This is a genomic window from Microbacterium sp. zg-B96, assembly GCF_030246865.1.
Lineage (GTDB): Bacteria > Actinomycetota > Actinomycetes > Actinomycetales > Microbacteriaceae > Microbacterium.
Map to the genome: position 1 here is coordinate 2,392,016 of NZ_CP126738.1, position 21,264 is coordinate 2,413,279.

At 70.2% G+C, this 21,264-nt stretch carries 22 protein-coding genes; 11 read left to right on the forward strand and 11 right to left on the reverse strand.

Annotated features, from left to right (window positions below; genetic code table 11):
* Positions 1–18: 18 nt before the first annotated feature.
* From QNO11_RS11150 to cysS, 3 genes are read right to left on the reverse strand one after another with little or no spacing between them, the layout of a single operon-like run.
* Positions 19–657: an NAD(P)-dependent oxidoreductase gene (locus QNO11_RS11150; RefSeq protein ID WP_257508209.1), complete on the reverse strand. Its 639-nt coding sequence runs from the start codon at positions 655–657 to the stop codon at positions 19–21.
* Positions 654–1,649 carry a 23S rRNA (guanosine(2251)-2'-O)-methyltransferase RlmB gene (gene rlmB, locus QNO11_RS11155; RefSeq protein WP_257508208.1) on the reverse strand — a complete coding sequence of 332 codons (996 nt, stop codon included), beginning with the start codon at positions 1,647–1,649 and terminating at the stop codon, positions 654–656. Before rlmB ends, QNO11_RS11150 begins: the two co-directional genes overlap by 4 nt.
* Positions 1,642–3,072, reverse strand: a complete 1,431-nt coding sequence (gene cysS / locus QNO11_RS11160) for a cysteine--tRNA ligase (protein WP_257508207.1) — start codon at positions 3,070–3,072, stop codon at positions 1,642–1,644. The genes rlmB and cysS overlap by 8 nt, the downstream gene beginning before the upstream one ends.
* Positions 3,073–3,151: 79 nt before the next feature.
* Between cysS and QNO11_RS11165 the strand changes: the two genes are divergently transcribed.
* Together QNO11_RS11165 and QNO11_RS11170 are read left to right on the forward strand one after the other, a co-directional pair.
* Positions 3,152–4,081 (forward strand): DMT family transporter, encoded by a 930-nt coding sequence (locus QNO11_RS11165; protein WP_257508206.1) that lies wholly within the window; start codon positions 3,152–3,154, stop codon positions 4,079–4,081.
* A gap of 16 nt (positions 4,082–4,097) precedes the next feature.
* The gene (locus QNO11_RS11170) at positions 4,098–4,559 is read left to right on the forward strand and encodes a GNAT family N-acetyltransferase (protein WP_257508205.1); all 462 of its coding nucleotides are present in this window, start codon (positions 4,098–4,100) and stop codon (positions 4,557–4,559) included.
* A 15-nt stretch (positions 4,560–4,574) separates the two neighbouring features.
* On the opposite strand, the gene ispD is transcribed toward QNO11_RS11170, so the two are convergent.
* Together ispD and QNO11_RS11180 are read right to left on the reverse strand one after the other, a co-directional pair.
* On the reverse strand, positions 4,575–5,771 hold the full coding sequence (ispD, locus tag QNO11_RS11175) for a 2-C-methyl-D-erythritol 4-phosphate cytidylyltransferase (RefSeq protein WP_257508204.1): 1,197 nt from the start codon (positions 5,769–5,771) through the stop codon (positions 4,575–4,577).
* Positions 5,772–5,793: 22 nt separating this feature from the next.
* Positions 5,794–6,276 carry a CarD family transcriptional regulator gene (locus QNO11_RS11180; RefSeq protein WP_257508203.1) on the reverse strand — a complete coding sequence of 161 codons (483 nt, stop codon included), beginning with the start codon at positions 6,274–6,276 and terminating at the stop codon, positions 5,794–5,796.
* Positions 6,277–6,420: 144 nt separating this feature from the next.
* On the opposite strand from QNO11_RS11180, the gene QNO11_RS11185 reads away from it, so the two are divergent.
* The gene (locus tag QNO11_RS11185) at positions 6,421–6,906 is read left to right on the forward strand and encodes a DNA modification methylase (protein ID WP_257508202.1); all 486 of its coding nucleotides are present in this window, start codon (positions 6,421–6,423) and stop codon (positions 6,904–6,906) included.
* Between the two features lie 8 nt (positions 6,907–6,914).
* Here the strand turns inward: QNO11_RS11185 and QNO11_RS11190 are convergent, their stop codons facing one another.
* Entirely contained in the window at positions 6,915–7,598 is a 684-nt protein-coding gene (locus QNO11_RS11190) for a response regulator (RefSeq protein ID WP_257508201.1), read from the reverse strand.
* Positions 7,595–8,800: a sensor histidine kinase gene (locus QNO11_RS11195; protein WP_257508200.1), complete on the reverse strand. Its 1,206-nt coding sequence runs from the start codon at positions 8,798–8,800 to the stop codon at positions 7,595–7,597. Before QNO11_RS11195 ends, QNO11_RS11190 begins: the two co-directional genes overlap by 4 nt.
* 188 nt (positions 8,801–8,988) lie before the next feature.
* On the opposite strand from QNO11_RS11195, the gene phoU reads away from it, so the two are divergent.
* Positions 8,989–9,675, forward strand: coding sequence for a phosphate signaling complex protein PhoU (gene phoU, locus QNO11_RS11200; RefSeq protein WP_257508199.1), 687 nt, complete (start codon positions 8,989–8,991; stop codon positions 9,673–9,675).
* Between the two features lie 205 nt (positions 9,676–9,880).
* On the opposite strand, the gene QNO11_RS11205 is transcribed toward phoU, so the two are convergent.
* Positions 9,881–10,630, reverse strand: a complete 750-nt coding sequence (locus QNO11_RS11205; RefSeq protein ID WP_257508198.1) for a phosphoglyceromutase — start codon at positions 10,628–10,630, stop codon at positions 9,881–9,883.
* A gap of 50 nt (positions 10,631–10,680) precedes the next feature.
* On the opposite strand from QNO11_RS11205, the gene QNO11_RS11210 reads away from it, so the two are divergent.
* Positions 10,681–11,517, forward strand: a complete 837-nt coding sequence (locus tag QNO11_RS11210) for a class I SAM-dependent methyltransferase (protein WP_257508197.1) — start codon at positions 10,681–10,683, stop codon at positions 11,515–11,517.
* Between the two features lie 32 nt (positions 11,518–11,549).
* Here the strand turns inward: QNO11_RS11210 and ygfZ are convergent, their stop codons facing one another.
* The 3 genes from ygfZ to QNO11_RS11225 all read right to left on the reverse strand — a co-directional run bounded on the left by ygfZ (position 11,550) and on the right by QNO11_RS11225 (position 13,659).
* Entirely contained in the window at positions 11,550–12,635 is a 1,086-nt protein-coding gene (gene ygfZ, locus QNO11_RS11215) for a CAF17-like 4Fe-4S cluster assembly/insertion protein YgfZ (RefSeq protein WP_257508196.1), read from the reverse strand.
* Entirely contained in the window at positions 12,635–13,234 is a 600-nt protein-coding gene (locus tag QNO11_RS11220) for a nitrobindin family protein (RefSeq protein WP_257508195.1), read from the reverse strand. Before QNO11_RS11220 ends, ygfZ begins: the two co-directional genes overlap by 1 nt.
* A 134-nt stretch (positions 13,235–13,368) precedes the next feature.
* Positions 13,369–13,659, reverse strand: a complete 291-nt coding sequence (locus QNO11_RS11225; RefSeq protein WP_257508194.1) for a hypothetical protein — start codon at positions 13,657–13,659, stop codon at positions 13,369–13,371.
* Between the two features lie 114 nt (positions 13,660–13,773).
* Between QNO11_RS11225 and QNO11_RS11230 the strand changes: the two genes are divergently transcribed.
* The 6 genes from QNO11_RS11230 (at position 13,774) to pstA (ending at position 21,232) form a co-directional block, all read left to right on the forward strand.
* Positions 13,774–14,472, forward strand: coding sequence for a response regulator transcription factor (locus QNO11_RS11230; RefSeq protein WP_257508193.1), 699 nt, complete (start codon positions 13,774–13,776; stop codon positions 14,470–14,472).
* Positions 14,473–14,524: 52 nt separating this feature from the next.
* Positions 14,525–16,693 carry an RNA degradosome polyphosphate kinase gene (locus QNO11_RS11235; RefSeq protein ID WP_257508192.1) on the forward strand — a complete coding sequence of 723 codons (2,169 nt, stop codon included), beginning with the start codon at positions 14,525–14,527 and terminating at the stop codon, positions 16,691–16,693.
* Positions 16,690–17,637: an NUDIX hydrolase gene (locus QNO11_RS11240; RefSeq protein WP_257508191.1), complete on the forward strand. Its 948-nt coding sequence runs from the start codon at positions 16,690–16,692 to the stop codon at positions 17,635–17,637. Before QNO11_RS11235 ends, QNO11_RS11240 begins: the two co-directional genes overlap by 4 nt.
* A 349-nt stretch (positions 17,638–17,986) precedes the next feature.
* The gene (gene pstS / locus QNO11_RS11245) at positions 17,987–19,093 is read left to right on the forward strand and encodes a phosphate ABC transporter substrate-binding protein PstS (RefSeq protein WP_257508190.1); all 1,107 of its coding nucleotides are present in this window, start codon (positions 17,987–17,989) and stop codon (positions 19,091–19,093) included.
* A gap of 73 nt (positions 19,094–19,166) precedes the next feature.
* Entirely contained in the window at positions 19,167–20,123 is a 957-nt protein-coding gene (gene pstC / locus QNO11_RS11250; RefSeq protein ID WP_257508189.1) for a phosphate ABC transporter permease subunit PstC, read from the forward strand.
* Entirely contained in the window at positions 20,123–21,232 is a 1,110-nt protein-coding gene (gene pstA, locus QNO11_RS11255) for a phosphate ABC transporter permease PstA (protein WP_257508188.1), read from the forward strand. Before pstC ends, pstA begins: the two co-directional genes overlap by 1 nt.
* Positions 21,233–21,264: the final 32 nt, after the last annotated feature.

Sequence of the window (21,264 nt, forward strand, 5' to 3'; positions counted from 1 at the left end):
CACACGCGGGTTCGCGGGTCAGTACCCCACGGTGAAGCGGTCGCGCGGGTGCTTCGGCGACTCGATCTCGTCGAGCACCGCCACGCCCAGGTCGGGACCGGAGATGAACGACTCCCCCGCCTCGTCGACGACGAGCACGTCGCCGCCGTCGCGATAGGTTCCGGTGCGCTCGCCCACGTTCCAGGCGCCGAACGCGCCCGCGGGGTGCACGAAGAACCAGTCGCGGGCGGCATCCGTCGCCTTCAGGTCTTCCAGCACGCCGATCAGCTCGAGCGACTCCGCCTTGTACTCCTCGGGGAAGTCGGTGTCGATCAGGCGGGGACCACCGGGAGCGACCAGGCTCCCGCCTGCGCCGCCGATGACGCCGACCCGCACGTCTTCGGGCAGTGCGGCGACCAGCTGCGCGATGGCATCCCGCATCTTGCCGGCCATGTCGCCGCGGGGCGAGGTGGCCACCACGACGACCTCGACACCCTCCAGCGACGTGACGAGCGAGGGCACATCCAGGATGTTGCCCTCCAGGTACGTCGCACCCTCGATGCGGTCGCCCGGCACCGTGCGCGCGACCGAGATCACCGTGTGCCCGCGGTCGACCGCTTCGGCGACGATGTTGCGCCCGGCGTAGCCGGTGCCGCCGATGACGGCGATGCGGGTCATGCCCCGGCCTTCGTGGAGCGCATCGCGGACACCTGGTACAGCGCGACGGATGCCGCGATGCCGGCGTTGAGCGACTCGGTCGCCGCCGAGATCGGGATCGACACGATCTGGTCGCAGGTCTCGGTCACGAGGCGCGACAGGCCCTTGCCCTCGGAGCCCACCACGATGACCACCGGACGGTCGGCCAGCTGCAGGTCCGGCAGCGACACGTCGCCGGCACCGTCGAGCCCGAGCACGAACAGGCCCTGCTTCTTGAGTTCCTTCAGCGTGGTCGTGAGGTTGGGTGCCATCGCGACGGGGGTGCGTGCGGCGGCGCCTGCGCTGGTCTTCCACGCGGCCGAGTTGACGCTCGCGCTGCGACGCTGCGGGACGATGACGCCCTGCCCGCCGAACGCGGCGGTGGAGCGGATGATGGCGCCCAGGTTGCGGGGGTCGGTGATGCCGTCCAGGGCGACCAGCAGCGGGGTCTGCCCCTTCTCGAGGATCTCCTCCAGCAGGTCCTGCGGGTGCGCGTACTCGTACGGCGGGACCTTCAGCGCGACGCCCTGGTGCACGCCGTCGAACCCGGCCATGCGGTCCAGCTCCGGGCGGGTGACCTCGAGCACGGGGATGCCGCGGTTGGTGGCGAGCGAGAGCATCTCCTTGACGCGGTCGTCCATCTCCACCCGCTGGGCGATGTAGAACGCCGTCGCGGGGATCTTGGCCCGCAGCGCCTCCAGCACCGAGTTGCGGCCGGTGACCGTTTCGGTGTCTTCGTCCTTGCGCCCGGTGGCGCGACGGGGACCCGTCTTGGACGCGGGCGTGCCCTTGCCGCCGGCGGCGGCGTAGCGCTCCGCGGCGGCTTTGCGCTTGCCGGCGGGGTGCCAGGCGCGGTCCTCGGCCTTGGGTGTCGGACCCCGCCCCTCCAGGGAACGCTTGTTCTTGCCGCCGGTGCCCTTGGTGGGGCCCTTCTTGTTGCCCTTGCCTGCGCCGGGGCGTCCTGGCTTAACCATCGATACTCCAATGTGTTCCGTCCGGAGTGTCCTCCAGAGTGATGCCGGCGGCGGCGATCGCATCGCGGATGCGGTCGGCCGCTGGCCAGTCCTTGTCGGTGCGCGCCTGAGCGCGCTGGGTGATCATCGCCTGCACGAGCGCGTCGAGGGCGGATGCCGTCGGCCCGCCGTCGACGGCGGCCCAGCGAGGGTCTTCGGGGTTGAGTCCGAGCAGCCCCGTCATGCGTCCCACCTGCACCGCGGCTCGCGCGGCGGCGTCACGGTCGTCGGCGTCGAGTGCGGCGTTTCCGGCCCGCACGTGCTCGTGCACTACGGCGAGCGCCTGCGGCACCCCGAGGTCGTCGTCCATCGCCGCCGTGAAGGCGTCGGGCAGGTCGGCCACGGTGAGCCAGCTGCCGGCGCCGAGCGTGCGCGCCGCGCGGGTCTGGAAGGTGCGGATGCGATCGAGCGCGGCGTCAGCCTCGTCGAAGGACGAATCCGTGATGTCGAGGTTCGAGCGGTAGTGCGCCGCCGCGAGGGCGTACCGCACCACCAGCGGGTCGCGCTTGCCGAGCACGTCAGCGGCGAGCAGGAAGTTGCCCAGCGACTTCGACATCTTCTGGTCACCGACGGTCACGAGGCCGTTGTGCACCCAGTAGCCGGCGAACGCGTCGCCCGCCGCGGTGGACTGGGCCAGTTCGTTCTCGTGGTGCGGGAAGCGCAGATCCAGGCCGCCGCCGTGGATGTCGAACGACGATCCGAGGTAGCGCCGCGCCATGGCAGAGCATTCGATGTGCCAGCCGGGCCGGCCGCGTCCCCACGGCGACTCCCACGCGGCATCCGCGGGTTCCTCGGGCTTGGCGCCCTTCCACAGTGCGAAGTCGCGGGGGTCGCGCTTGCCACGCGGGTCGGCGTCTGCGGCCGGTTCCATCGCATCCAGCGACTGCCGCGTCAGCTCGCCGTAGGCGGGCCAGGAGCGCACGTCGAAGTACACGTCCCCGGAGCCGGCGCCGTCGCCGGCGGCGTAGGCGTGGCCGGCGGCGATGAGCTGGGCGATGATCTCCTGCATCTGCGGGATAGACGCCGTCGCACGCGGCTCATACGTCGGCGGCAGGATGCCGATCACCGAGTACGCACGCGTGAATTCCAGTTCCATGCGGTACGCCAGCGCCCACCAGGGCTCGGCGGGCGTGGCGTTGGCGAGCACCTTGTCGTCGATGTCGGTGACGTTGCGCACGAAGGTGACCCGCCCGAAGCGGTGGGCGAGCCACCGCCGCAGGATGTCGAAGCTCAGCGCGCCGCGCAGGTGCCCGATGTGGGGACCCGACTGCACGGTGGGACCGCAGACGTAGACGGTGACGTTGGCGGGGTCGGCGGGGACGAAGTCGCGCAGTTTCTGCGTCTTCGTGTCGTAGAGCTTCACGCCCGATCCCCGGTTCGTCACTGCACCAGCCTACCGGCGGCACCACCCCGCCCCGGGGCGCCGTGATCAGGCCGACACACCGATCGGCTAGAACTGATGCGTGCTTCCCGTTCTCGCCGTGCTCGCCGCCGCCGTACTGTTCGGCACGACCGGCACCTCGCAGGCGCTCGGACCGGACGACGCGACCCCCTTCGGCATCGGCGCGGTGCGCCTGGTGATCGGCGGTGCGGGGCTCGCCGCCATCGCCTTCTCCCTCGCGCGCCGGCATCGCCGCGTGACACCGGCGGCACCGCGCCCCACCCTCGACCGCCGCGCCCTGCTGCTGATGGCGGCGACCGGGGGGTGCCTGGCGCTGTACCAGCCGCTGTTCTTCGCCGGCACCGAACGCAACGGCGTCGCCGTGGGCACTGTGATCGCGCTGGGGTCGGCGCCGGTGATGGCGGGCGCGCTGGAGTGGCTGCTGACCCGGCGGCTGCCCAGCCGGGCCTGGATGGCCGCGACCGCACTGGCGACGACCGGCGTCGTGCTGCTCGCGTTCGGCGGCAGCGCGGGCGCCTCGGCGGGTGTGGATCCCTGGGGGCTGCTCGGTTCGCTCGGGGCCGCGGCGTCGTTCGCCGTCATCGCCAATGCGCAGCGACGGCTGATGGATGCCGGCTGGGACCCGTTCACGGTCGCTGCGGCCATGGGCGCCGGGGCCGCCGCCTGCGGCATCCTGATGCTGCCGTTCGTCGACCTGTCGTGGGTGCTCACCCCCACCGGCCTGGTGATGGCGCTGTGGCTGGGGGTGGCCACCGTCGCGGTGGCGTACACCCTGTTCACCTTGGGTCTGCAGCGGCTGACCGCGGCGACGGCGGCCACCCTGACGCTCGCGGAGCCGCTGACCGCCGGCATCCTGGGGGTCGCACTGCTCGGGGAACGGCTCAGCGCGCTGGCCGTGGGCGGGCTGGTGGTGCTGGCGGTGGGACTCGTGCTGCTGGCGTGGGGCTCCCGCGCACCGAGGGACCCGCAGCCGTATGCCGTGGAGGGATGACGGAGGGGATGCAGCCATGACGCTCGAGATCCGCAGCGACGACCTGACCGGGGCGGCTACGCGCGCCCTCGTGGCCGCGCACCTGGGTGACATGCACCAGCACACCCCTCCGGAGAGCGTGCACGCGCTCGGCGTCGACCAGCTGCAGGACCCGGCGATCCGGGTGTGGTCGGCGTGGGTCGGCGATGACCTCGCAGGGATCGGCGCCCTGAAGCGGCTGGACGACGCCCGCGGTGAAATCAAGTCGATGCGGGTGGCGCCGGCGCACCTGGGCACCGGCGTCGGACGCGCGCTGGTGCGCCACATCATGGCGACGGCGCGCGCCGAGGGCCTCACCAGCCTGTGGCTCGAGACGGGAGCCGGTGACGAGTTCGTCGCGGCTCGGAGCCTCTACCTCAGCGAGGGCTTCACCCCGTGCGGGCCGTTCGACGGCTACGTCGAAGACCGGTTGTCGGTCTTCTTCACGCGCGAGCTCTGACGCCGCTCACACCGTTCACACCGGAACGACGAGGGCGACCGCGAACGCCGAGACGCCGTCGCCGGTGCCGGTGAACCCCAGGCCGTCGGTCGTCGTCGCCGACACCGACACCGGGGCGCCGAGCGCGGCCGACAGCGCGGCCTCGGCCTCGACGCGGCGCGCGGACAGCCGGGGGCGGTTCGCCTGCACCTGCACCGACACGTTCCCCACGGCCCAGCCCGCCTCGCCCAGCAGCGCGCGGGTGCGAGCGAGGAAGGCGTCGGCGTGCGCTCCGGCGTATTCGGGACGGTCGGTGCCGAAGTGGGTTCCGATGTCGCCCAGCCCGGCGGCGGCCAGCAGCGCATCGACGATTGCGTGGGCGATGGCGTCGCCGTCGGAGTGGCCCGACAGCGCCTGCTCCCCCGGCCATTCCAGCCCGGCCAGCCACAGCGCCCCTTCGCCGCCGAACGCGTGCACGTCGGTGCCCACCCCCACCCGTGGGGCGCGCGGGGGCGCGTCGATCGCGCTGTGCGCCGCCGCGAGCGGCGCAAGCAGTCCGCGGGCGCGCTCGAGGTCGGCGGGGGTGGTGATCTTGAAACTGCGCTCGGACCCGGCGACGGTCACGACGCGGTGACCGGCGGATGCCACGAGCGCGGCGTCGTCGGTGAAGTCCGTGGATGCCGCGCGGTAGGCCGCCTCCAGCAGGTCACGGCGGAACCCCTGCGGGGTCTGCGCGGCAGCGAGCTCGGCGCGGTCGACGGCGGCGACGATGCGGTCACCCTCGACGCGCTTGAGGGTGTCGACCACCGGCAGCGCCGGGATGGCTCCGGCTGCGCCCTGGTCGATCGCCGCGATGACCCGGTCGAAGACCTCGGGCGGCGTGAGCGCGCGGGCAGCGTCGTGCACGAGCACGATCTCCACGTCGGGCCAGACGGCGTGCAGGCCCGCGGCGACCGAAGCCTGCCGGGTCGCTCCGCCGGTGACGACGTGCACGAGGTCGCGGCGATCGCCGGCGGCCTCGAGGGCGTCGGTGAGAGCGTCGCCTTCACGCCCCGCGGGCGCGACGACGATCACCTGCGCCGACGGCGCGGCGAAGACGCCGTGCAGACAGTGGCGCAGGATCGTATGAGCGTCGAGCCCGACGAACGCCTTCGGTCCGCCGGATCCCAGGCGAGTGCCTGAGCCGGCGGCGACGACGATCACCGCGACACGGGGAACGGGCGTGATGTTCACGCCTCGAACCTACCGGGCGGCGTCAGCTTGCGAGGACCTCGTCGAGCACCAGGCCGGCGCGCTCTTCGTCGGTCTTCTCTGCGAGCGCGAGCTCGGAGATGAGGATCTGGCGGGCCTTGGCCAGCATGCGCTTCTCACCAGCGGACAAGCCGCGGTCCTGATCCCGGCGCCACAGGTCGCGGACGACCTCGCTGACCTTGATGACATCGCCGGAGGCGAGCTTCTCAAGGTTCGCCTTGTACCGGCGTGACCAGTTGGTGGGCTCCTCCGTGAACGGGGCGCGCAGCACCTCGAAAACGCGGTCCAGGCCTTCCTGACCGATCACGTCGCGAACGCCCACCAGGTCGACGTTGTCCGCCGGCACCTCGATGATCAGGTCGCCCTGGGTCACGTTCAGTTTGAGATACTTCTTCGTCTCACCCTTGATGACTCGTTCTTTGACCTCAATGATCGTCGCGGCCCCGTGGTGCGGGTAAACCACCGTCTCGCCAACCTCAAAAAGCATGCAGCTGTGTCCTTTCGGCAACCTCTAGGATACCACAGCCCCCATACGCTAAGGTTCTCCGGCGGGCGGCTTCCCGCGGTTCGCGGGCGATCCTCGGGCACCGCGTAGACTGCTCAGATTGCCGTCTGCTCTCCAGGAGGAACCGTGAAATCGCGCCTGCTCGCGTCGCTCGCTATGGGTGCCGCCGTCGTCTTGGGAGCGACCGGCTGCAACATGATCGCCCCGCAGGCGACCACGATCACCTATTCCCCCTCTGACGGCGTCAACGTGCCCGACTCGGGCCCCGTCGACGTGCGCAACGCGATGATCATCGCGAACGAAGACGGCTCGGCCGGCAACTTCATCGCGTCGTTGGTGAACACCTCGACCGAGCCGCAGACGGTCAACATCGGATTCGAGAACGGTGACATCGGTGTCTGGCTGCTCGATGGCGGCACTGCCGTGACCCTCGGCGTCGACGAGGACCCGCTGCTGATCGCCGAGCTCGACACTCCGCCCGGCGCGACCACGCCGATCGGGGTGCAGTCAGGCGGCGCCGAAGGCGCCCGGGTGGAGATCCCCGTGCTCGACGGCGCGCTGCCGTACTACTCGGAGTTCGTGCCGGTCGAGGACCAGTTCATCACCGACTGACCAGGCGGTCACGCTTCGAAGCGGTACCCGAGCCCCCGCACGGTGACCAGCATCACCGGCTCGCTCGGGTTCTCCTCGATGCGCGAGCGGATGCGCTTGATGTGCACGTCGAGCGTCTTGGTGTCGCCGTAGTAGTCGCTCCCCCACACCCGGTCGATCAGCTGACCCCGCGTGAGCACCCGTCCGGCGTTGCGCATCAGCACTTCGAGCAGCTCGAATTCCTTCAGCGGCATGCTGATCTCCTTGCCGTCCACCGCCACCGCGTGCCGGTCGAGATCGACGGTGACCCGGCCCCCGGTGAGCACCCGCTCATCCAGGTCGACGTCCTGGGACGCGCTGCGGCGCAGCACCGCCCGCATTCGGGCGAGCAGTTCACGCGACGAGTACGGCTTGGTGACGTAGTCGTCCGCGCCCAGTTCCAGCCCCACGACGATGTCGACCTCGGCGTCCTTGGCGGTGAGCATGATGATCGGCACCGCCGAGGTCGTGCGGATCTGCCGGCACACCTCGGTGCCCGGGATCCCCGGCAGCATCAGGTCCAGCAGGACGATGTCGGCGCCGTTGGCCTGAAACAGCTCCAGCGCCCGGTGGCCGTCCTCGGCGATGTCCACCTCAAAGCCCTCGCGGCGCAACAGGTAGGCGAGAGGGTCGGCCAGATCCGGCTCGTCCTCCACGATCAGCACACGGGTCATCGGTGTTCTCCATTCGCCACGGGGGCCCGGTCGGGTGTGGACCTGGTCCTCTTCTTACGCTGCTGGGCATCGGGCGCGGGCGGCTCGGAACGCGGCAACCGGATCGTGAAGGTGGATCCCTGCCCCGGCCGTGACCACAGCCGCACGTCGCCGCCGTGGCGCTGCACGGCGTGCTTGACGATCGACAGTCCCAGTCCGGTGCCGCCGGTGCGGCGGGAGCGGGCCTGATCGGCGCGGTAGAACCGTTCGAACACGCGGTCCTGCTCGCCCTCGGGAATGCCGATGCCACGATCGGTCACCGCGATCTCCACGACGCCGTCGACCGCCTTCACCCCGATGCCCACGCGGGAACCGGCCGGCGAGTACGCGATCGCATTGGCCACCAGGTTTCCCACCGCTTCGGCGAGGATCTGCGCATCACCTCGTACGAACAGGCCGCGGTCGCCGCCGCGCACCAGTTCCACTTCGGCGGCCTCCGCCTGCGTCTGATGCGCGTCGATCGCTGCGGCGACCACCTGGTCGATGGCGACGTCGCGCACTTCGGCGAGTTGGTCGGATGCCTGCAACCGCGACAGGTTCAGGATCCTGCCGGTCAATTGCCCCAGCCGCGCCGCCTCCGCGTGCAACCGACCGGCGAAGGCCCGCACCTGCGCGGGGTCGTCGGCGGCGGACTCGATCGCTTCGGACAACAGCATGACCGCACCCACCGGCGTCTTCAGCTCATGACTGGTGTTGGCGACGAAGTCGCGGCGCATGTCCTCCACCCGCTCGCGCTCGCTGATGTCGCGCACGATCAGCAGCACCAGGCGCGGTGTCACCACGCTCGCCCGCGCTGTGACCAGCCGCGTGGGCGCCAGCGGGGCGCTGCGACCGAGCCGCAGCGTCTCGTTGTGGGGTCGACCGGTCGTGCGCGCCCCGCGCACCAGCGCACGCAGCTCGGGGCTGGTCACCGCGACGCCCTCCGTCATCCCGAACATCTGCGCCGCGGCGGACGCGGCGACGATCGTGAACGAGGCATCCACGATGACGGCGATGTCTTCCATGCCGCCGAGCACGGCATGTACGCCCTCGGGGATGTGCGAGGAACCCATCGCCAACGCGCGGTCCCGGGCGCGCAGCGCCAGCGCGATGAGCATCGCCACTGAAACGCCGACGATCATCCCCACCAGCAGGGCAAGCAGCGCAAGCTGCAGCGAGTCCATGACTCCAGCGTAAGCGTGCCCCGCGCCGCCGCTCCGTCGGCATCCGACGGTCCCGGATGCGCGCGAGATACAATTCACTCCCGCGGCACCGTTCGTTAACCTTCGCCGACAAGAATCGCCGAGCCCGCGAACGACGTCGGCCGCGCGGCCAGAGCGGTGCTGCGCACCGCGACAAGGAAGGTGCAGCCATGCGCGAAGTTTTCCATCAGTCCCTCGAGGACGTTCAGGGACGTCTCGTCGAGATCTCCGAGCTCGTCACGGTGGCCATCGACAAGGCGACGCGCGCATTCAGCGCCAGTGACGTGGGCCTGGCCGAAGAGGTCATCGAAGCCGATCAGGTCATCGACGACAAGGCGATCGCCCTGGACGAGCTGGCGATTCAGATCCTGGCGCGTCAGCAGCCGGTGGCGCGAGACCTGCGCATCGTCGTGGCGGCCCTGCGGGTGTCGGCATCGCTGGAGCGCATGGGCGACATCGCGGAGCACATCGCCCAGCTCACCCGCATGCGCTTCCCGGAGCGCGCGATCCCGCGCGGCCTGAAGAACACGTTCATCAAGATGGGCGAGCTCGATGTCGAGGTCGCCCGCCTGCTGACCGAGCTGCTGCGCACCGAAGACCTCGCACTGGTCGAGCAGATCCGCACCGCGGAGGACAAGCTCGACGACCTGCACATCTCGGTGTTCGAGAAGGTGCTGAGCGATAACTGGCAGGGCGAGGCGGCAGCGACGGTGGATGCCACGCTCGCCAGCCGCTACCACGAGCGGTTCGCCGATCACGCCGAGTCGGTCGCGAAGAAGGTGCTCTACCTCGCCACGGGCGACTGGACCCCCGACACCGAGACGCTGGAGATGCTGCGCGCGCAGCAGCACGTCTGACCACGCGGCCCCAGCACCTAGTGCGCGGGCGGAGAGCGCCTGCGAGCTCCGGCGCCGGGTCAGTCGCCTTCAGTCGTCACATCCGTGCCGTCCTCCGGGCGATCGAGGGACGTACGCGACGACCGAACCGTCCATTGCGTGAGGTCGGTGAGAAACAACGAGGGACGGATGCCACGCGGCATCCGTCCCTCGTCGTTTGTGGCTGTTACTTCTTGCCCTGCGCGGCCACGGCGGCTGCTCCCGCGGCAGCAGCCTCCGGGTCGAGGTACTCGCCCGGTGCGACCGGGGTGAAGTCGGCGCCGAGGCGGTAGACCAGCGGGATGCCGGTGGGGATGTTCAGCTGCGCGATGTCGTCGTCGCTGATTCCCTCAAGGTGCTTCACGAGCCCGCGCAGCGAGTTGCCGTGCGCCGTGACGAGCACGGTCTTGCCGGTCTGCAGGTCGGGGACGATCTCGTCGTGCCAGTACGGCAGCAGGCGGTCGATGACGAGCTTGAGCGACTCGGTGTCGGGGATGTCCCCGTCGATGCCGACGTAGCGCGGGTCGTTCGCCTGGCTGAACTCACTGTCGGCGGACAGGGGCGGCGGCGGCACGTCGAACGAACGGCGCCACAGCATGAACTGCTCCTGGCCGAACTCGGCGAGCGTCTGCGCCTTGTCCTTGCCCTGCAGCGCGCCGTAGTGACGCTCGTTGAGGCGCCACGAGCGCTTCACGGGGATCCACAGCCGGTCGGCGGCATCCAGCGCGATGTCGGCGGTCTGGATGGCGCGGCTGAGCACCGAGGTGTGCAGGATGTCCGGCAGCAGGCCCGCTTCGGCCATGAGCTCGCCACCGCGCTGGGCCTCTGCCTTCCCCTGCGCCGTGAGGCGCACATCGACCCATCCGGTGAACAGATTCAGCTCATTCCACTCGCTTTGGCCATGTCGGAGCAAGATGAGGGTATAGGGCTCGGTCATAGGGCAATCCTACTCGGGGGCCTCTCAACGGCACCTGAGATGATGGCCGTATGAAACCCAGCCCGGCCGGGCGGATCATGTCCACCCCGGTCGGGCAGATCACGCGCGGAACCACGAACACCAATCGCCTGCGCCGCGTCGACCGGTGGATCGCCCGCCACCCCTCGTTGCGGGCGTCCGCCGACCCGCTCGTGGTCGATCTCGGCTACGGCGCCAGCGGAGTGACGGCGTTCGAGCTGGAGGCCCGGCTGCGACTCCTGCGCCCCGGCGTCGAGGTGCTGGGGCTCGAGATCGACCCGGGCCGGGTCGCGCGGGCCAACGCCCAGCTGGCCGAGGTGCGGGCGGGGCTGGGCACTTTCGCCCCCGATGCCCGGGTGTCGTTCGCGCGCGGCGGTTTCGAAGTGCCCGCGCCGCGCCCGGTGACCGTCGTGCGCGCGTTCAACGTGCTGCGGCAGTACGACGAGGCCGACGTCGCCGGCGCCTGGCGCCGCATGACCGCGCGGCTCGCGCCCGGCGGCATCCTGGTGGAAGGCACCTGCGACGAAATCGGCCGGGTGTGTACGTGGATCGAGGTGGGGGCGGATGCCGCGCCGCGCTCCCTCACCATCTCGCTGCGCCTGCCGGGACTGCTGCAGCCGTCGATCGCCGCCGAGCGGCTGCCGAAGGCGCTGATCCACCGCAACGTGCCCGGCGAACGCGTGCACGACCTGTTCACGGCGCTGGACCGGCACTGGGATCAGGCCGCCGTCGTCTCCCCGTTCGGACCGGTGCACCGCTGGCGCACGGCGCTGCAGGCGATGGTCGATTCCGGCTGGCCGGTGCAGGCGCCGGGGCGGTGGCGTCTCGGCGAGGTCACCGTGCCGTGGGACGCGGTCGCTCCGCGTTGACGCGGGCTCGGGTCAGCTGACGCGGGCGCGGGTCAGCGGCGGCGCGACAGCCGCGGCAGGCGCGGCACGGCGGCGGTGGCGCCGGCGTCGGGCGGCACGATCGTCTCCTGCGCGGCGGCGATGACGCCGTCGGGGGTGTCGACGGTGAGTGCGGCATCCAGCGGCACCGAGCGCTTGACGAAGGCGAGCGCGATCGGCCCCTCTTCATAGTGGTGGGCGACCGAGGTGACCTCGCCGATCGCGTCGCCGTCGCGGCGGACCGCGGCACCGCGTTCGGGGAGCATCGCATCGCTGCCGTCCAGCTGCAGCGCGACCAGGCGCCGAGGCGGGTGGCCCAGGTTGTGCACCTTCGCGACGGTTTCCTGACCGCGGTAGCAGCCCTTGTTCAGGTGCACGGCGGTGCGGAGCCAATCGGCCTCGTGCGGCAGGGTGCGCTCGCCCCCCTCGTTCACGGCACGCGGACGCCACGCGGCGACCCGCAGCGCGTCGGCGGCCAGCGTTCCCGCCAGCGCGATCTCGCCTGCGATCGCAGCGTCGGCGAGCCGCTGCAGCGCCGCGCGGGGCACGATCGCCTCGCTCCAGTCGCGCTCGGCACCGGGGTGCGGTTCGGCGGGGGCGTAACCCCAGCCGCCGGCGCCCACCTGCGGCCACGGGTCCACCCACACCGCGAGGGCGTCGGGCACGGCCCGGGCCACCGCGGCGGCGGTCCCGCCGATGACGGCGACCTCGTCCGAGGCGTCCCGCGGCGCCACCCGCAACCGGAAGCGCATGCGCGTCAGCCAGGCCAGCAGCCCCGCGGCATCCGGGGCGTCGGCGATGAGCCACGTGGTCTCGCCGTCATCGACGACGGATGCCGCGTGCTCGACGTGACCCCGCGGGTCGAGGATCAGCAACTCGGTGCTCTCCCCCGCCGCCAGTGCGGTCAGTGCCTGCGAAGACAGCGAATCCAGCCACGACAGCCGGTCCTCGCCGGTCACGGCGAGCACGCTGCGGTCGCCCAGCGGCGCGACGGCGGTGCCCTGCGCGAGGGAACGCTGCTCCGTGGTGGGCGCACCGAGGTGCACCAGGCGGCCGTCGTCGACGACAGCGCCGGGGACGGCGGTGAACGGATCGGTCATCACTGCACCCTGGCCAGACGCGCCGACGCGTGGGAGGCCAGCGGGGCACCGAGCGCAGCGATGTCCCAGGCCCACAGCAGGTGGTTCTCGACCAGTCCGTACATGCGCGTCGCTGCGGCATAGGGCTTGGTGGATGCCGAACGCATCACGGCATCCGTCGCGATGTCGATGCGGGGACCGCGCACCTGCCCGAGGTACAGCTCGCTGACGCCGTCGGAGTGCACGATCGACACCTCGATGGCGAAGCCGCCCTCCTCGGTGCGCAGCGCCTCGACATCGTCGACGGTGCGCACGACCGGGTCCGCGGTGGCAGGTAGCAGCCCGGGGCCGGCGTCGGCGTCGCTCGCGGGGCGGCCGAGCCGCCAGAAACCGGTCTCCGCCACCAGCGGCAGTCGCACGTCGCCGAGCAGCCAGGCGTCGGCGGAGTAGTTGAGGTAGTCGCCACCGTCGTGGCTGAAGCTCACGCGGTGGGCGAACTCGCCCTCCAGGCGACGGCCGTCACCGGATTCGTAGTCGATGACCCCGGTGCCCTCCCAGACGCCGAGCAGCCAGGACAGCGGGACGAGGTCCGCTGGTAGATCGGTCGGCAGCTCGAGCACGGCGCCGCCGTCAGCGCTGGCCGCGGTAGAGGTTCTTCAGCACCACGCCGGATACGAAAGCGATCGCGAGGCCGGCCAGGCCGAGCAGACCGACGAAGAACATCTCGAGGGCGAAGAGATCCATAGGTAGCACTCTACGCCGGAACGAGGGTCGCCAGCCCGAACCCCAGGCCGATGAGCCCCATCACCAGCAGTGCGCCGAGGACGCTGACCGCCATGCGCTCGGTGAACTGCTGCGACCGGCCGTAGAACAGCTGCACGGCGAACGCGAGCACCAGGCATCCGCCCAGCGCCACCGTCACCCACGCCGACCGCCACTCCGGCGGGGACAGCACGCCGATCACCACGGCGGCAACGGCCGCGACCGCCCACACGGCGACGATGCCGCCGAAGGTGCGCCGCGGGGCGAGTTCGGGAATGGACATCTCACCATTGTGGACCACCGCACCCCCTTCTGGCTGTGCGTGCGATCGGTGCGGCGACGGCACCCTAAGATGGGGGCACGACGCGGCCCGCCGCGCCGCGGGGAGGATCCTCTGTTGGCCCAGCTACTCGTTCTGAGTTCCGCGCCTGGCGGCACTGCCGTGTTGCCTGCGCTCGAACTGCTGAGCCACCGCGTGCGCCAGATCCCCGCGGAGCCCGCGCAACTGGTGAACGCCCCCAGCGCCGATGTCATCTTCGTGGATGCCCGTATCGATCTGGTCGGCGCGAAGTCACTGTGCAAGATCCTCACCACCACCGGGCTCGACGCCCCGCTCGTGCTCGTGGTGACCGAGGGCGGCCTGACCGCGGTGTCCACCGACTGGGGCATCGACGACGTCATCCTCGTCACGGCGGGACCGGCCGAAGTCGACGCACGGGTGCGCCTGGCGGTGGGACGGCAGTCGGCGGAGCAGGTCTCCACCCGCATCCAGACCTCCGGCATCACGATCGATGAGTCCTCCTACTCCGCGAAGGTGCACGGCAAACCGCTGGATCTGACCTATAAGGAGTTCCAGCTGCTGCACTTCTTCGCGACGCACCCCTCGCGGGTGTTCACGCGCGAGCAGTTGCTGAGCGAGGTGTGGGGCTACGACTACTTCGGCGGCACGCGCACCGTCGATGTGCACGTGCGGCGCCTGCGCGCCAAGCTCGGCGACCTCGAGCAGCTCATCGGCACCGTGCGCAACGTCGGGTACCGCTTCAACGTGTATGAGGACGATCAGGTGCCCGCTCCGCGCGAGCGCTCGCAGGCGTGACGCGGCGGCATCCGTTCCCCCTCCTGCCGCAACGCCCTGACATGATGGGCTGATGATCCACACCGAAGCACTCGACAGCGGCCTCGGGGACGCAGACGACGACGACTTCGACCAGGCCGTCGAGACGTATGACCTGCAACTGCCGGAAAATCGCTACCAGGACCGGGAGATCAGCTGGCTCGCGTTCAACCGCCGAGTGCTGGAATTGGCGGAGGATCCGGCCATTCCGGTGCTGGAGCGGGCGAATTTCCTCGCGATCTTCGCCAGCAACCTCGACGAGTTCTTCATGGTTCGCGTCGCCGGCCTCAAGCGCCGCATCGTGACCGGGCTGGCCATTCCGACCAACGTCGGGCGCGCGCCGCTGGACGTGCTCACCGACATCTCCGCCGAAGCGCACGCGCTGCAGGTGCGCCACGCCGACGCCTGGACGACCCTCGTGCGTCCCGCGCTGGCGGATGCCGGCATCGACATCGTCTCGTGGCATGACCTGAGCGACGGCGAGCGCACCCTGCTGTACGACTACTTCCAGGGTCAGGTGTTCCCGGTGCTGATGCCGCTGGCCGTGGATCCGGCGCACCCCTTCCCGTACATCTCGGGGCTGTCGCTGAACCTCGCGATCCGCATCCGCAATGCCCGCACCGGGCGGCAGGAGTTCGCCCGGCTGAAGGTGCCGCCGATGCTCCCCCGGTTCGTGCAGGTCCGCGCCGACGGTCAGACGGTGCGCTACCTGCCGCTGGAGGACCTGATCGCGCACAACCTCAAGGACCTGTTCCCCGGAATGGAGATCCTCGACCACCACGCGTTCCGGCTCACCCGCAACGAAGACGTCGTGATCGAAGAGGACGAGACCGAGAACCTCATCCAGGCGCTGGAGGCCGAGCTGCTGCGGCGCCGCTTCGGGCCGCCCATCCGCCTGGAAGTCGGCGACGACATGGACGACCTCACGCTGGATCTGCTGATCAGCGAGCTGGACATCACCCAGCAGGAGGTCTATCGCCTGCCCGGGCCGCTGGATCTGCGCGGACTGTTCGACCTGTCCCGCATCGACCGGCCCGACCTGCACTACCCGCCGCATGTGCCCACCACGGCGGTGGCGTTCCAGCCGAACGAGCAGAACGGCCGCGCCGACATGTTCGCCGCGATCCGCCAGGGCGACGTGCTGGTGCACCACCCGTACGAGTCGTTCACCACGAGCGTGCAGGCGTTCCTCGAGCAGGCGGCCAAGGACCCGCACGTGCTCGCGATCAAGCAGACGCTGTACCGCACTTCCGGTGACAGCCCCATCGTGAAGGCGCTCATCGACGCCGCCGAGGCGGGCAAGCAGGTGCTGGCGCTGGTGGAGGTCAAGGCCCGATTCGACGAGGCCGCCAACATCGTCTGGGCCCGCAAGCTCGAGAAGGCCGGCGTGCACGTCGTGTATGGCCTGGTGGGTCTGAAGACGCACTGCAAGCTGCTGCACGTCATCCGCGACGAAGACGGGGCGCTGCGCAGCTACAGCCACATCGGCACCGGCAACTACAACCCCAAGACCAGCCGGCTCTACGAGGACTTCGGGCTGTTCACCACCGACGAGCTGGTGGGCCGGGACCTCACACGTCTGTTCAACGAGCTCAGCGGCTACGCGATCGAGAAGAAGTTCAAGCGCCTGCTCGTGGCCCCGCTGCACCTGCGCAAGGGGCTGCTGCGCCTCATCGACGCGGAGCGGCGCAATGCGCAGAACGGCAAACCCGCGTCGGTGCGCATCAAGGTCAACTCCATGGTCGACGAGCAGATCATCGACGCCCTCTACCGCGCGAGCCAGGCCGGCGTGAAGGTCGACGTGTGGGTGCGCGGCATCTGTTCGATCAAGGTCGGGCTGGACGGGGTGAGCGACAACATCACCGTGCGCAGCATCCTGGGCCGCTACCTCGAGCACTCGCGCATCTTCGCGTTCCACAACGACGGCGACCCGCAGGTCTTCATCGGCAGCGCCGACATGATGCACCGCAACCTCGACCGCCGCGTCGAGGCGCTGGTGCGGGTGACCGAGTCCGCCCATGTGAAGGAACTGGTCGACCTGTTCGACCTGGCCATGAGCGACCGCACCAGCTCGTGGCATCTGGAGCCGGACGGCGCCTGGGCCCGTCACCACCTGAGCAGCACCGGCAAGCCGCTGGCCGACCTGCAGGACAAGACCATGGCGTCCGTGCAGCGGCGTCGACGCGTGCGGGCGGTGCGATGACCGATACGGCGATCTACGCCGCCGGCGGTGTCGTCTGGCGTGTCGTCGACGGCAAGCTGCTGGTGCTGCTGATCCACCGCACCCGCTACCGCGACGTCACCCTCCCCAAGGGCAAGGTCGACCCGGGCGAGACACTCGCCGAGACCGCGGTGCGCGAGATCCACGAGGAGACCGGCATCCGTGTCTCCCTCGGGGTCGCGTTGGGGGTGTCGCGATACAGCCTGCCCAGCAAGAAGCAGAAGATCGTGCACTACTGGTCGGCGCAGGCGACGGAGCCGGCGATCCGGGCCTCCGTCTTCGTGCCCAACAAGGAGATCGCCGCGCTGGAGTGGGCGACCCTGAAGAAGGCGCGCGGGCTGTTGAGCTACCCGGTGGACATCGAGATCCTCGACGGGTTCGAGCGTCTGGTCGACGACGGGGTGCTGGAGACGTTCCCGCTGATCGTGCTGCGCCATGCCAAGGCGGTGGCCCGGGAGAAGTGGACCAAGGCCGACGCGAAGCGGCCGCTGTCGAAGAAGGGCGCCCGGCAGGCCGCGGCGCTGGTCGGGCCGTTGAGCGCGTTCGGGGTGATGCGGGTCGTCACCAGCCCCGCGGAACGGTGTGTGGCCACGGTCGCGCCGCTCGCGGCATCCCTGGAGCGTCGGATCGAACGCAGCGAAGCGATCAGCCAGGATGCGTGGGAGGAGGGCCGCTCCGACCCGCGTGCCGTCGTGGGGGCGCGGGTGCGGGCCCGCAAGCCCACCCTGCTGTGCAGCCACGGCCCGGTGCTTCCCGACATCCTGACCGAGATCGCGCTCGCGACCGGCACCATGCGGGGTTCGTACCTGGGAAGCGCGTCGGCGCTGGAGGTCGCGTCGTTCTCGGTCGTGCACCTGTCCGCGACGAACCCGGGCTCCGGCATCGTCGCGATCGAGACCCACGACCCGAAGCCGTCCCCCGAGTGAGCATTCGCGCCGCCGAGTGAGCATTCGTCGTCTCGAGTGAGTACTCGCGCTGCCGAGTGAGTATTCGTCGTCTCGAGTGAGTACTCGCGCTGCCGAGTGAGTATTCGTCGTCTCGAGTGAGTACTCGCGCGAGTGCGTACTCGCGCGCCTCCGAGTACTCACTCGGCAGCAGCAATACTCACTCGGCAGCGGCAATACTCACTCGGCAGCGGCAATACTCACTCGGCAGCGGCGGCGGGGGCGTTCACCTTTCGTTCACCCAGACAGCGCACTCTCGTAAGAGTCGCTCTCTAGCGTCGGGGCGTGCCCTGCACCGGGCCCGCCACTCCGACATCCGAAGGATCACACAGTGAAGCTCTCCCGTTTCGCCCAGGCCGGCGCTCTCGTCGCCGTCGCCGCTCTGACCCTCACCGCTTGCGCGGCCAACGAACGCGCGCCCGAATCCACGGAAAGCTCCTCGGCCCTCTCCGGCACGATCGCCGGCTCCGGCGCCTCGTCGCAGGAAGTCGCCGTGCAGGCCTGGACCGCCGGCTTCCAGCAGGCCAACCCCGACGTCGAGGTCACCTACGACGCCGCGGGCTCCGGCGCCGGCCGCGAGTCGTTCCAGGCCGGCGCGGTCGCGTTCGCCGGCTCCGACCGCCCGTTCACGACCGAGGAACTCGCCGACACGTTCGACGGTTGCGTCGACGGCACCAGCATCGTCCAGCTGCCCACCTACATCTCGCCCATCGCCGTCATCTTCCACGTCGAAGGCGTCGACAGCCTCGACCTGGATGCCGCCACCCTCGCGGGCCTGTTCTCCGGCAAGATCACGAACTGGAACGACCCCGCCGTCGCCGCGCTCAACCCCGACGCGACGCTGCCGGACCAGGCCGTGACCGTCGTGCACCGCGCCGACGACTCCGGCACCACCGAGAACTTCACCGACTACCTGTTCCAGGCCGCCCCCGACACGTGGACCTGGGAGCCGGACGGCGTCTGGCCCAGCACCGGCGGCGTCAACGAGGCGGCCCAGGGCACCTCGGGCGTCGTGTCCGCCGTCAGCGGCGGCAACGGCACCATCGGCTACGCCGACGCGTCGCGCGCCAGCGAAGAGGGCCTGTCCACGGTCGCGATCAAGGTCGGCGACGAATTCGTCGAGTACTCGCCGGAGGCCGCAGCCGCCGTCGCCGACGCCTCCCCGTTCGAGGACGGCCGCGAACCCGGCGACCTCGCCATCGCGCTGGACCGCACCACCCAGGCCGCCGGCGTCTACCCGATCGTGCTCATCAGCTACATGATCGCCTGCCAGGACTACGTCGACACCGCGGTCGCCCCGATCGTCAAGGGCTACCTGCAGTTCGTCGCCAGCGCCGAAGGCCAGGATGCCGCGGCCGCCGCCGCCGGCAGCGCACCGATCTCCGACTCGCTGCGCGAGAAGGTCAACGCCGCCGTGGACCTCATCGTCACGGAGTGACCACCCGCTGCCCGGTCCGGTGCGCGCACCGGACCGGGCAGCGCCCCGAAAGCTTGAACCGAGACAGGAAGCCATGACCACCACCCCCGCCCCGGTCACCGCGACCGCACCGGCCAAACCCCCGCAGCGCGTGGGCGACCGCGTGTTCTCGGGCACCGCACTGTTCGCGGGGTCGATGATCCTCGCCACACTCGCCGCGGTCGCGATCTTCCTCGTCGTGCAGTCCCTGCCGGGCATCGCCGCCACGAACGAGGATGCGTCACTGCTGAGCAGCAACTTCTGGGAGTACGTCGGACCGCTGGCGTTCGGCACCGTGTGGGCGTCATTCATCGCCCTGCTCATCGCGGTGCCGCTGTCGGTGGCCGTCGCGCTGTTCATCTCCCACTTCGCGCCCCGCCGCCTCGCGCAGGCGCTCGGCTACGCCGTGGACCTGCTCGCCGCCGTCCCCTCGGTCGTCTTCGGCCTGTGGGGCATCATGGTGCTCGCCCCGGCGGTGCAGCCGGTCTACAGCTGGTTCGTCACCAACCTGGGCTGGTTCCCGCTGTTCGCCGGCCCCGCCTCCTCGACGGGCCGCACCATCTTCACCGCGTCCGTCGTGCTGGCGGTGATGATCGTGCCCATCATCACCGCGATCTGCCGCGAGATCTTCCTGCAGACCCCGCGCCTGCACGAAGAGGCGGCCCTCGCCCTCGGGGCAACGCGGTGGGAGATGATCAAGATGGCCGTCTTCCCGTTCGGCCGCTCCGGCATCGTCTCGGCATCCATGCTGGGTCTCGGCCGTGCGCTGGGCGAAACGATGGCCGTGGCCATGGTGCTCTCGGCCACCGGCATCGTCACGTTCCGGCTGTTCACCCCCGACAACCCCAGCACGATCCCCGCCAACATCGCCCTCACCTTCCCCGAGGCATACGGAACCAACGTCAACGTGCTGATCGCGACGGGGCTGATCCTGTTCATCGTCACCTTCGCGGTCAACGCGCTCGCGCGCTGGATCGTCAGCCGCCGCAAGGAATTCTCGGGAGCCAACTGATGACTGTCACCACCGCTCCCGCCCCGGCGCCCGCACCACCGAAAACCGACGCCGACTCGATGCGCCTGACCAGCGGACGTCTCCCCCGCTGGGCGCCCTGGGTGCTGCTGGCGGTCTCCGCCGCCACCGTCGCACTGCTGTTCGGCGTCATCACGCTGGCCGCCGGCACCGCGTTCAACATCGCCGGCTGGGCCATCGTCTCCGCGCTGGTCTACCTCGCGCTGATCACGACGATCTCCTCGGTCATCGAGGGCCGCCGCAAGGGCGTGGATCGCCTGGTAACCGGGGTGGTGACCGTCGCGTTCCTCATCGCAATGGTGCCGCTGGTGTCGGTGGCGATCACCGTGCTCACCAACGGCATCGCCGGCCTGTCTGCGGAGTTCTTCACCCACTCGATGCGCAACGTCGTCGGCGAGGGCGGCGGGGCGCTGCACGCGATCGTCGGCACCCTGCTGATGACGCTGGCCGCCGCGATCATCTCGATCCCGATCGGCCTGTTCACCGCGATCTACCTCATCGAGTACGGCGCCGACCGGCGCCTCGCCCGCGGCATCACGTTCCTCGTGGACGTGATGACCGGCATCCCCTCGATCGTCGCCGGCCTGTTCGCGTTCGCCCTGTTCGCACTGTTCTTCGGCCCGGGCGTCCGCCTGGGCATCATGGGCGCCGTCGCACTGTCGGTGCTGATGATCCCGGTCGTCGTCCGCTCCACCGAGGAGATGCTGCGGCTCGTCCCCAACGAGCTGCGCGAGGCGGCGTACGCGCTGGGCGTGCCGAAGTGGCTGACGATCGTGAAGGTGGTGCTCCCCACCTCCATCGCCGGCATCACGACCGGCATCATGCTGTCGATCTCCCGCGTGATCGGTGAGACCGCGCCGCTGCTGATCACCGCCGGCATGGCCACCTCCATGAACTACAACCTGTTCGAGGGGCGCATGGCGTCACTGCCGGTGTTCGTCTACACCCAGTACATGAACCAGGGAATCCCCAGCTGGGCGTACCTCGACCGCGCGTGGGCCGGCGCCCTCGTGCTGATCGTCATCGTCATGGTGCTGAACCTCGTCGCGCGACTGGTCGCGCGCATCTTCGCTCCCAAGATGGGCCGCTGACGCGGCATCCGAATCTCCAACCCGAAGGAATA

Excerpts from the sequence above, each read along its gene's own strand:
- QNO11_RS11205 (WP_257508198.1), bottom strand. The coding sequence starts at position 10,630 with ATGACCGAGCCCTATACCCTCATCTTGCTCCGACATGGCCAAAGCGAG.
- ygfZ (WP_257508196.1), bottom strand. The coding sequence starts at position 12,635 with ATGACCGATCCGTTCACCGCCGTCCCCGGCGCTGTCGTCGACGACGGC.
- QNO11_RS11225 (WP_257508194.1), bottom strand. The coding sequence starts at position 13,659 with ATGTCCATTCCCGAACTCGCCCCGCGGCGCACCTTCGGCGGCATCGTC.
- QNO11_RS11210 (WP_257508197.1), top strand. The coding sequence starts at position 10,681 with ATGAAACCCAGCCCGGCCGGGCGGATCATGTCCACCCCGGTCGGGCAG.
- phoU (WP_257508199.1), top strand. The coding sequence starts at position 8,989 with ATGCGCGAAGTTTTCCATCAGTCCCTCGAGGACGTTCAGGGACGTCTC.
- QNO11_RS11240 (WP_257508191.1), top strand. The coding sequence starts at position 16,690 with ATGACCGATACGGCGATCTACGCCGCCGGCGGTGTCGTCTGGCGTGTC.
- pstC (WP_257508189.1), top strand. The coding sequence starts at position 19,167 with ATGACCACCACCCCCGCCCCGGTCACCGCGACCGCACCGGCCAAACCC.
- QNO11_RS11150 (WP_257508209.1), bottom strand. The coding sequence starts at position 657 with ATGACCCGCATCGCCGTCATCGGCGGCACCGGCTACGCCGGGCGCAAC.
- QNO11_RS11235 (WP_257508192.1), top strand. The coding sequence starts at position 14,525 with ATGATCCACACCGAAGCACTCGACAGCGGCCTCGGGGACGCAGACGAC.
- rlmB (WP_257508208.1), bottom strand. The coding sequence starts at position 1,649 with ATGGTTAAGCCAGGACGCCCCGGCGCAGGCAAGGGCAACAAGAAGGGC.
- pstA (WP_257508188.1), top strand. The coding sequence starts at position 20,123 with ATGACTGTCACCACCGCTCCCGCCCCGGCGCCCGCACCACCGAAAACC.
- QNO11_RS11180 (WP_257508203.1), bottom strand. The coding sequence starts at position 6,276 with ATGCTTTTTGAGGTTGGCGAGACGGTGGTTTACCCGCACCACGGGGCC.
- QNO11_RS11195 (WP_257508200.1), bottom strand. The coding sequence starts at position 8,800 with ATGGACTCGCTGCAGCTTGCGCTGCTTGCCCTGCTGGTGGGGATGATC.
- QNO11_RS11190 (WP_257508201.1), bottom strand. The coding sequence starts at position 7,598 with ATGACCCGTGTGCTGATCGTGGAGGACGAGCCGGATCTGGCCGACCCT.
- QNO11_RS11170 (WP_257508205.1), top strand. The coding sequence starts at position 4,098 with ATGACGCTCGAGATCCGCAGCGACGACCTGACCGGGGCGGCTACGCGC.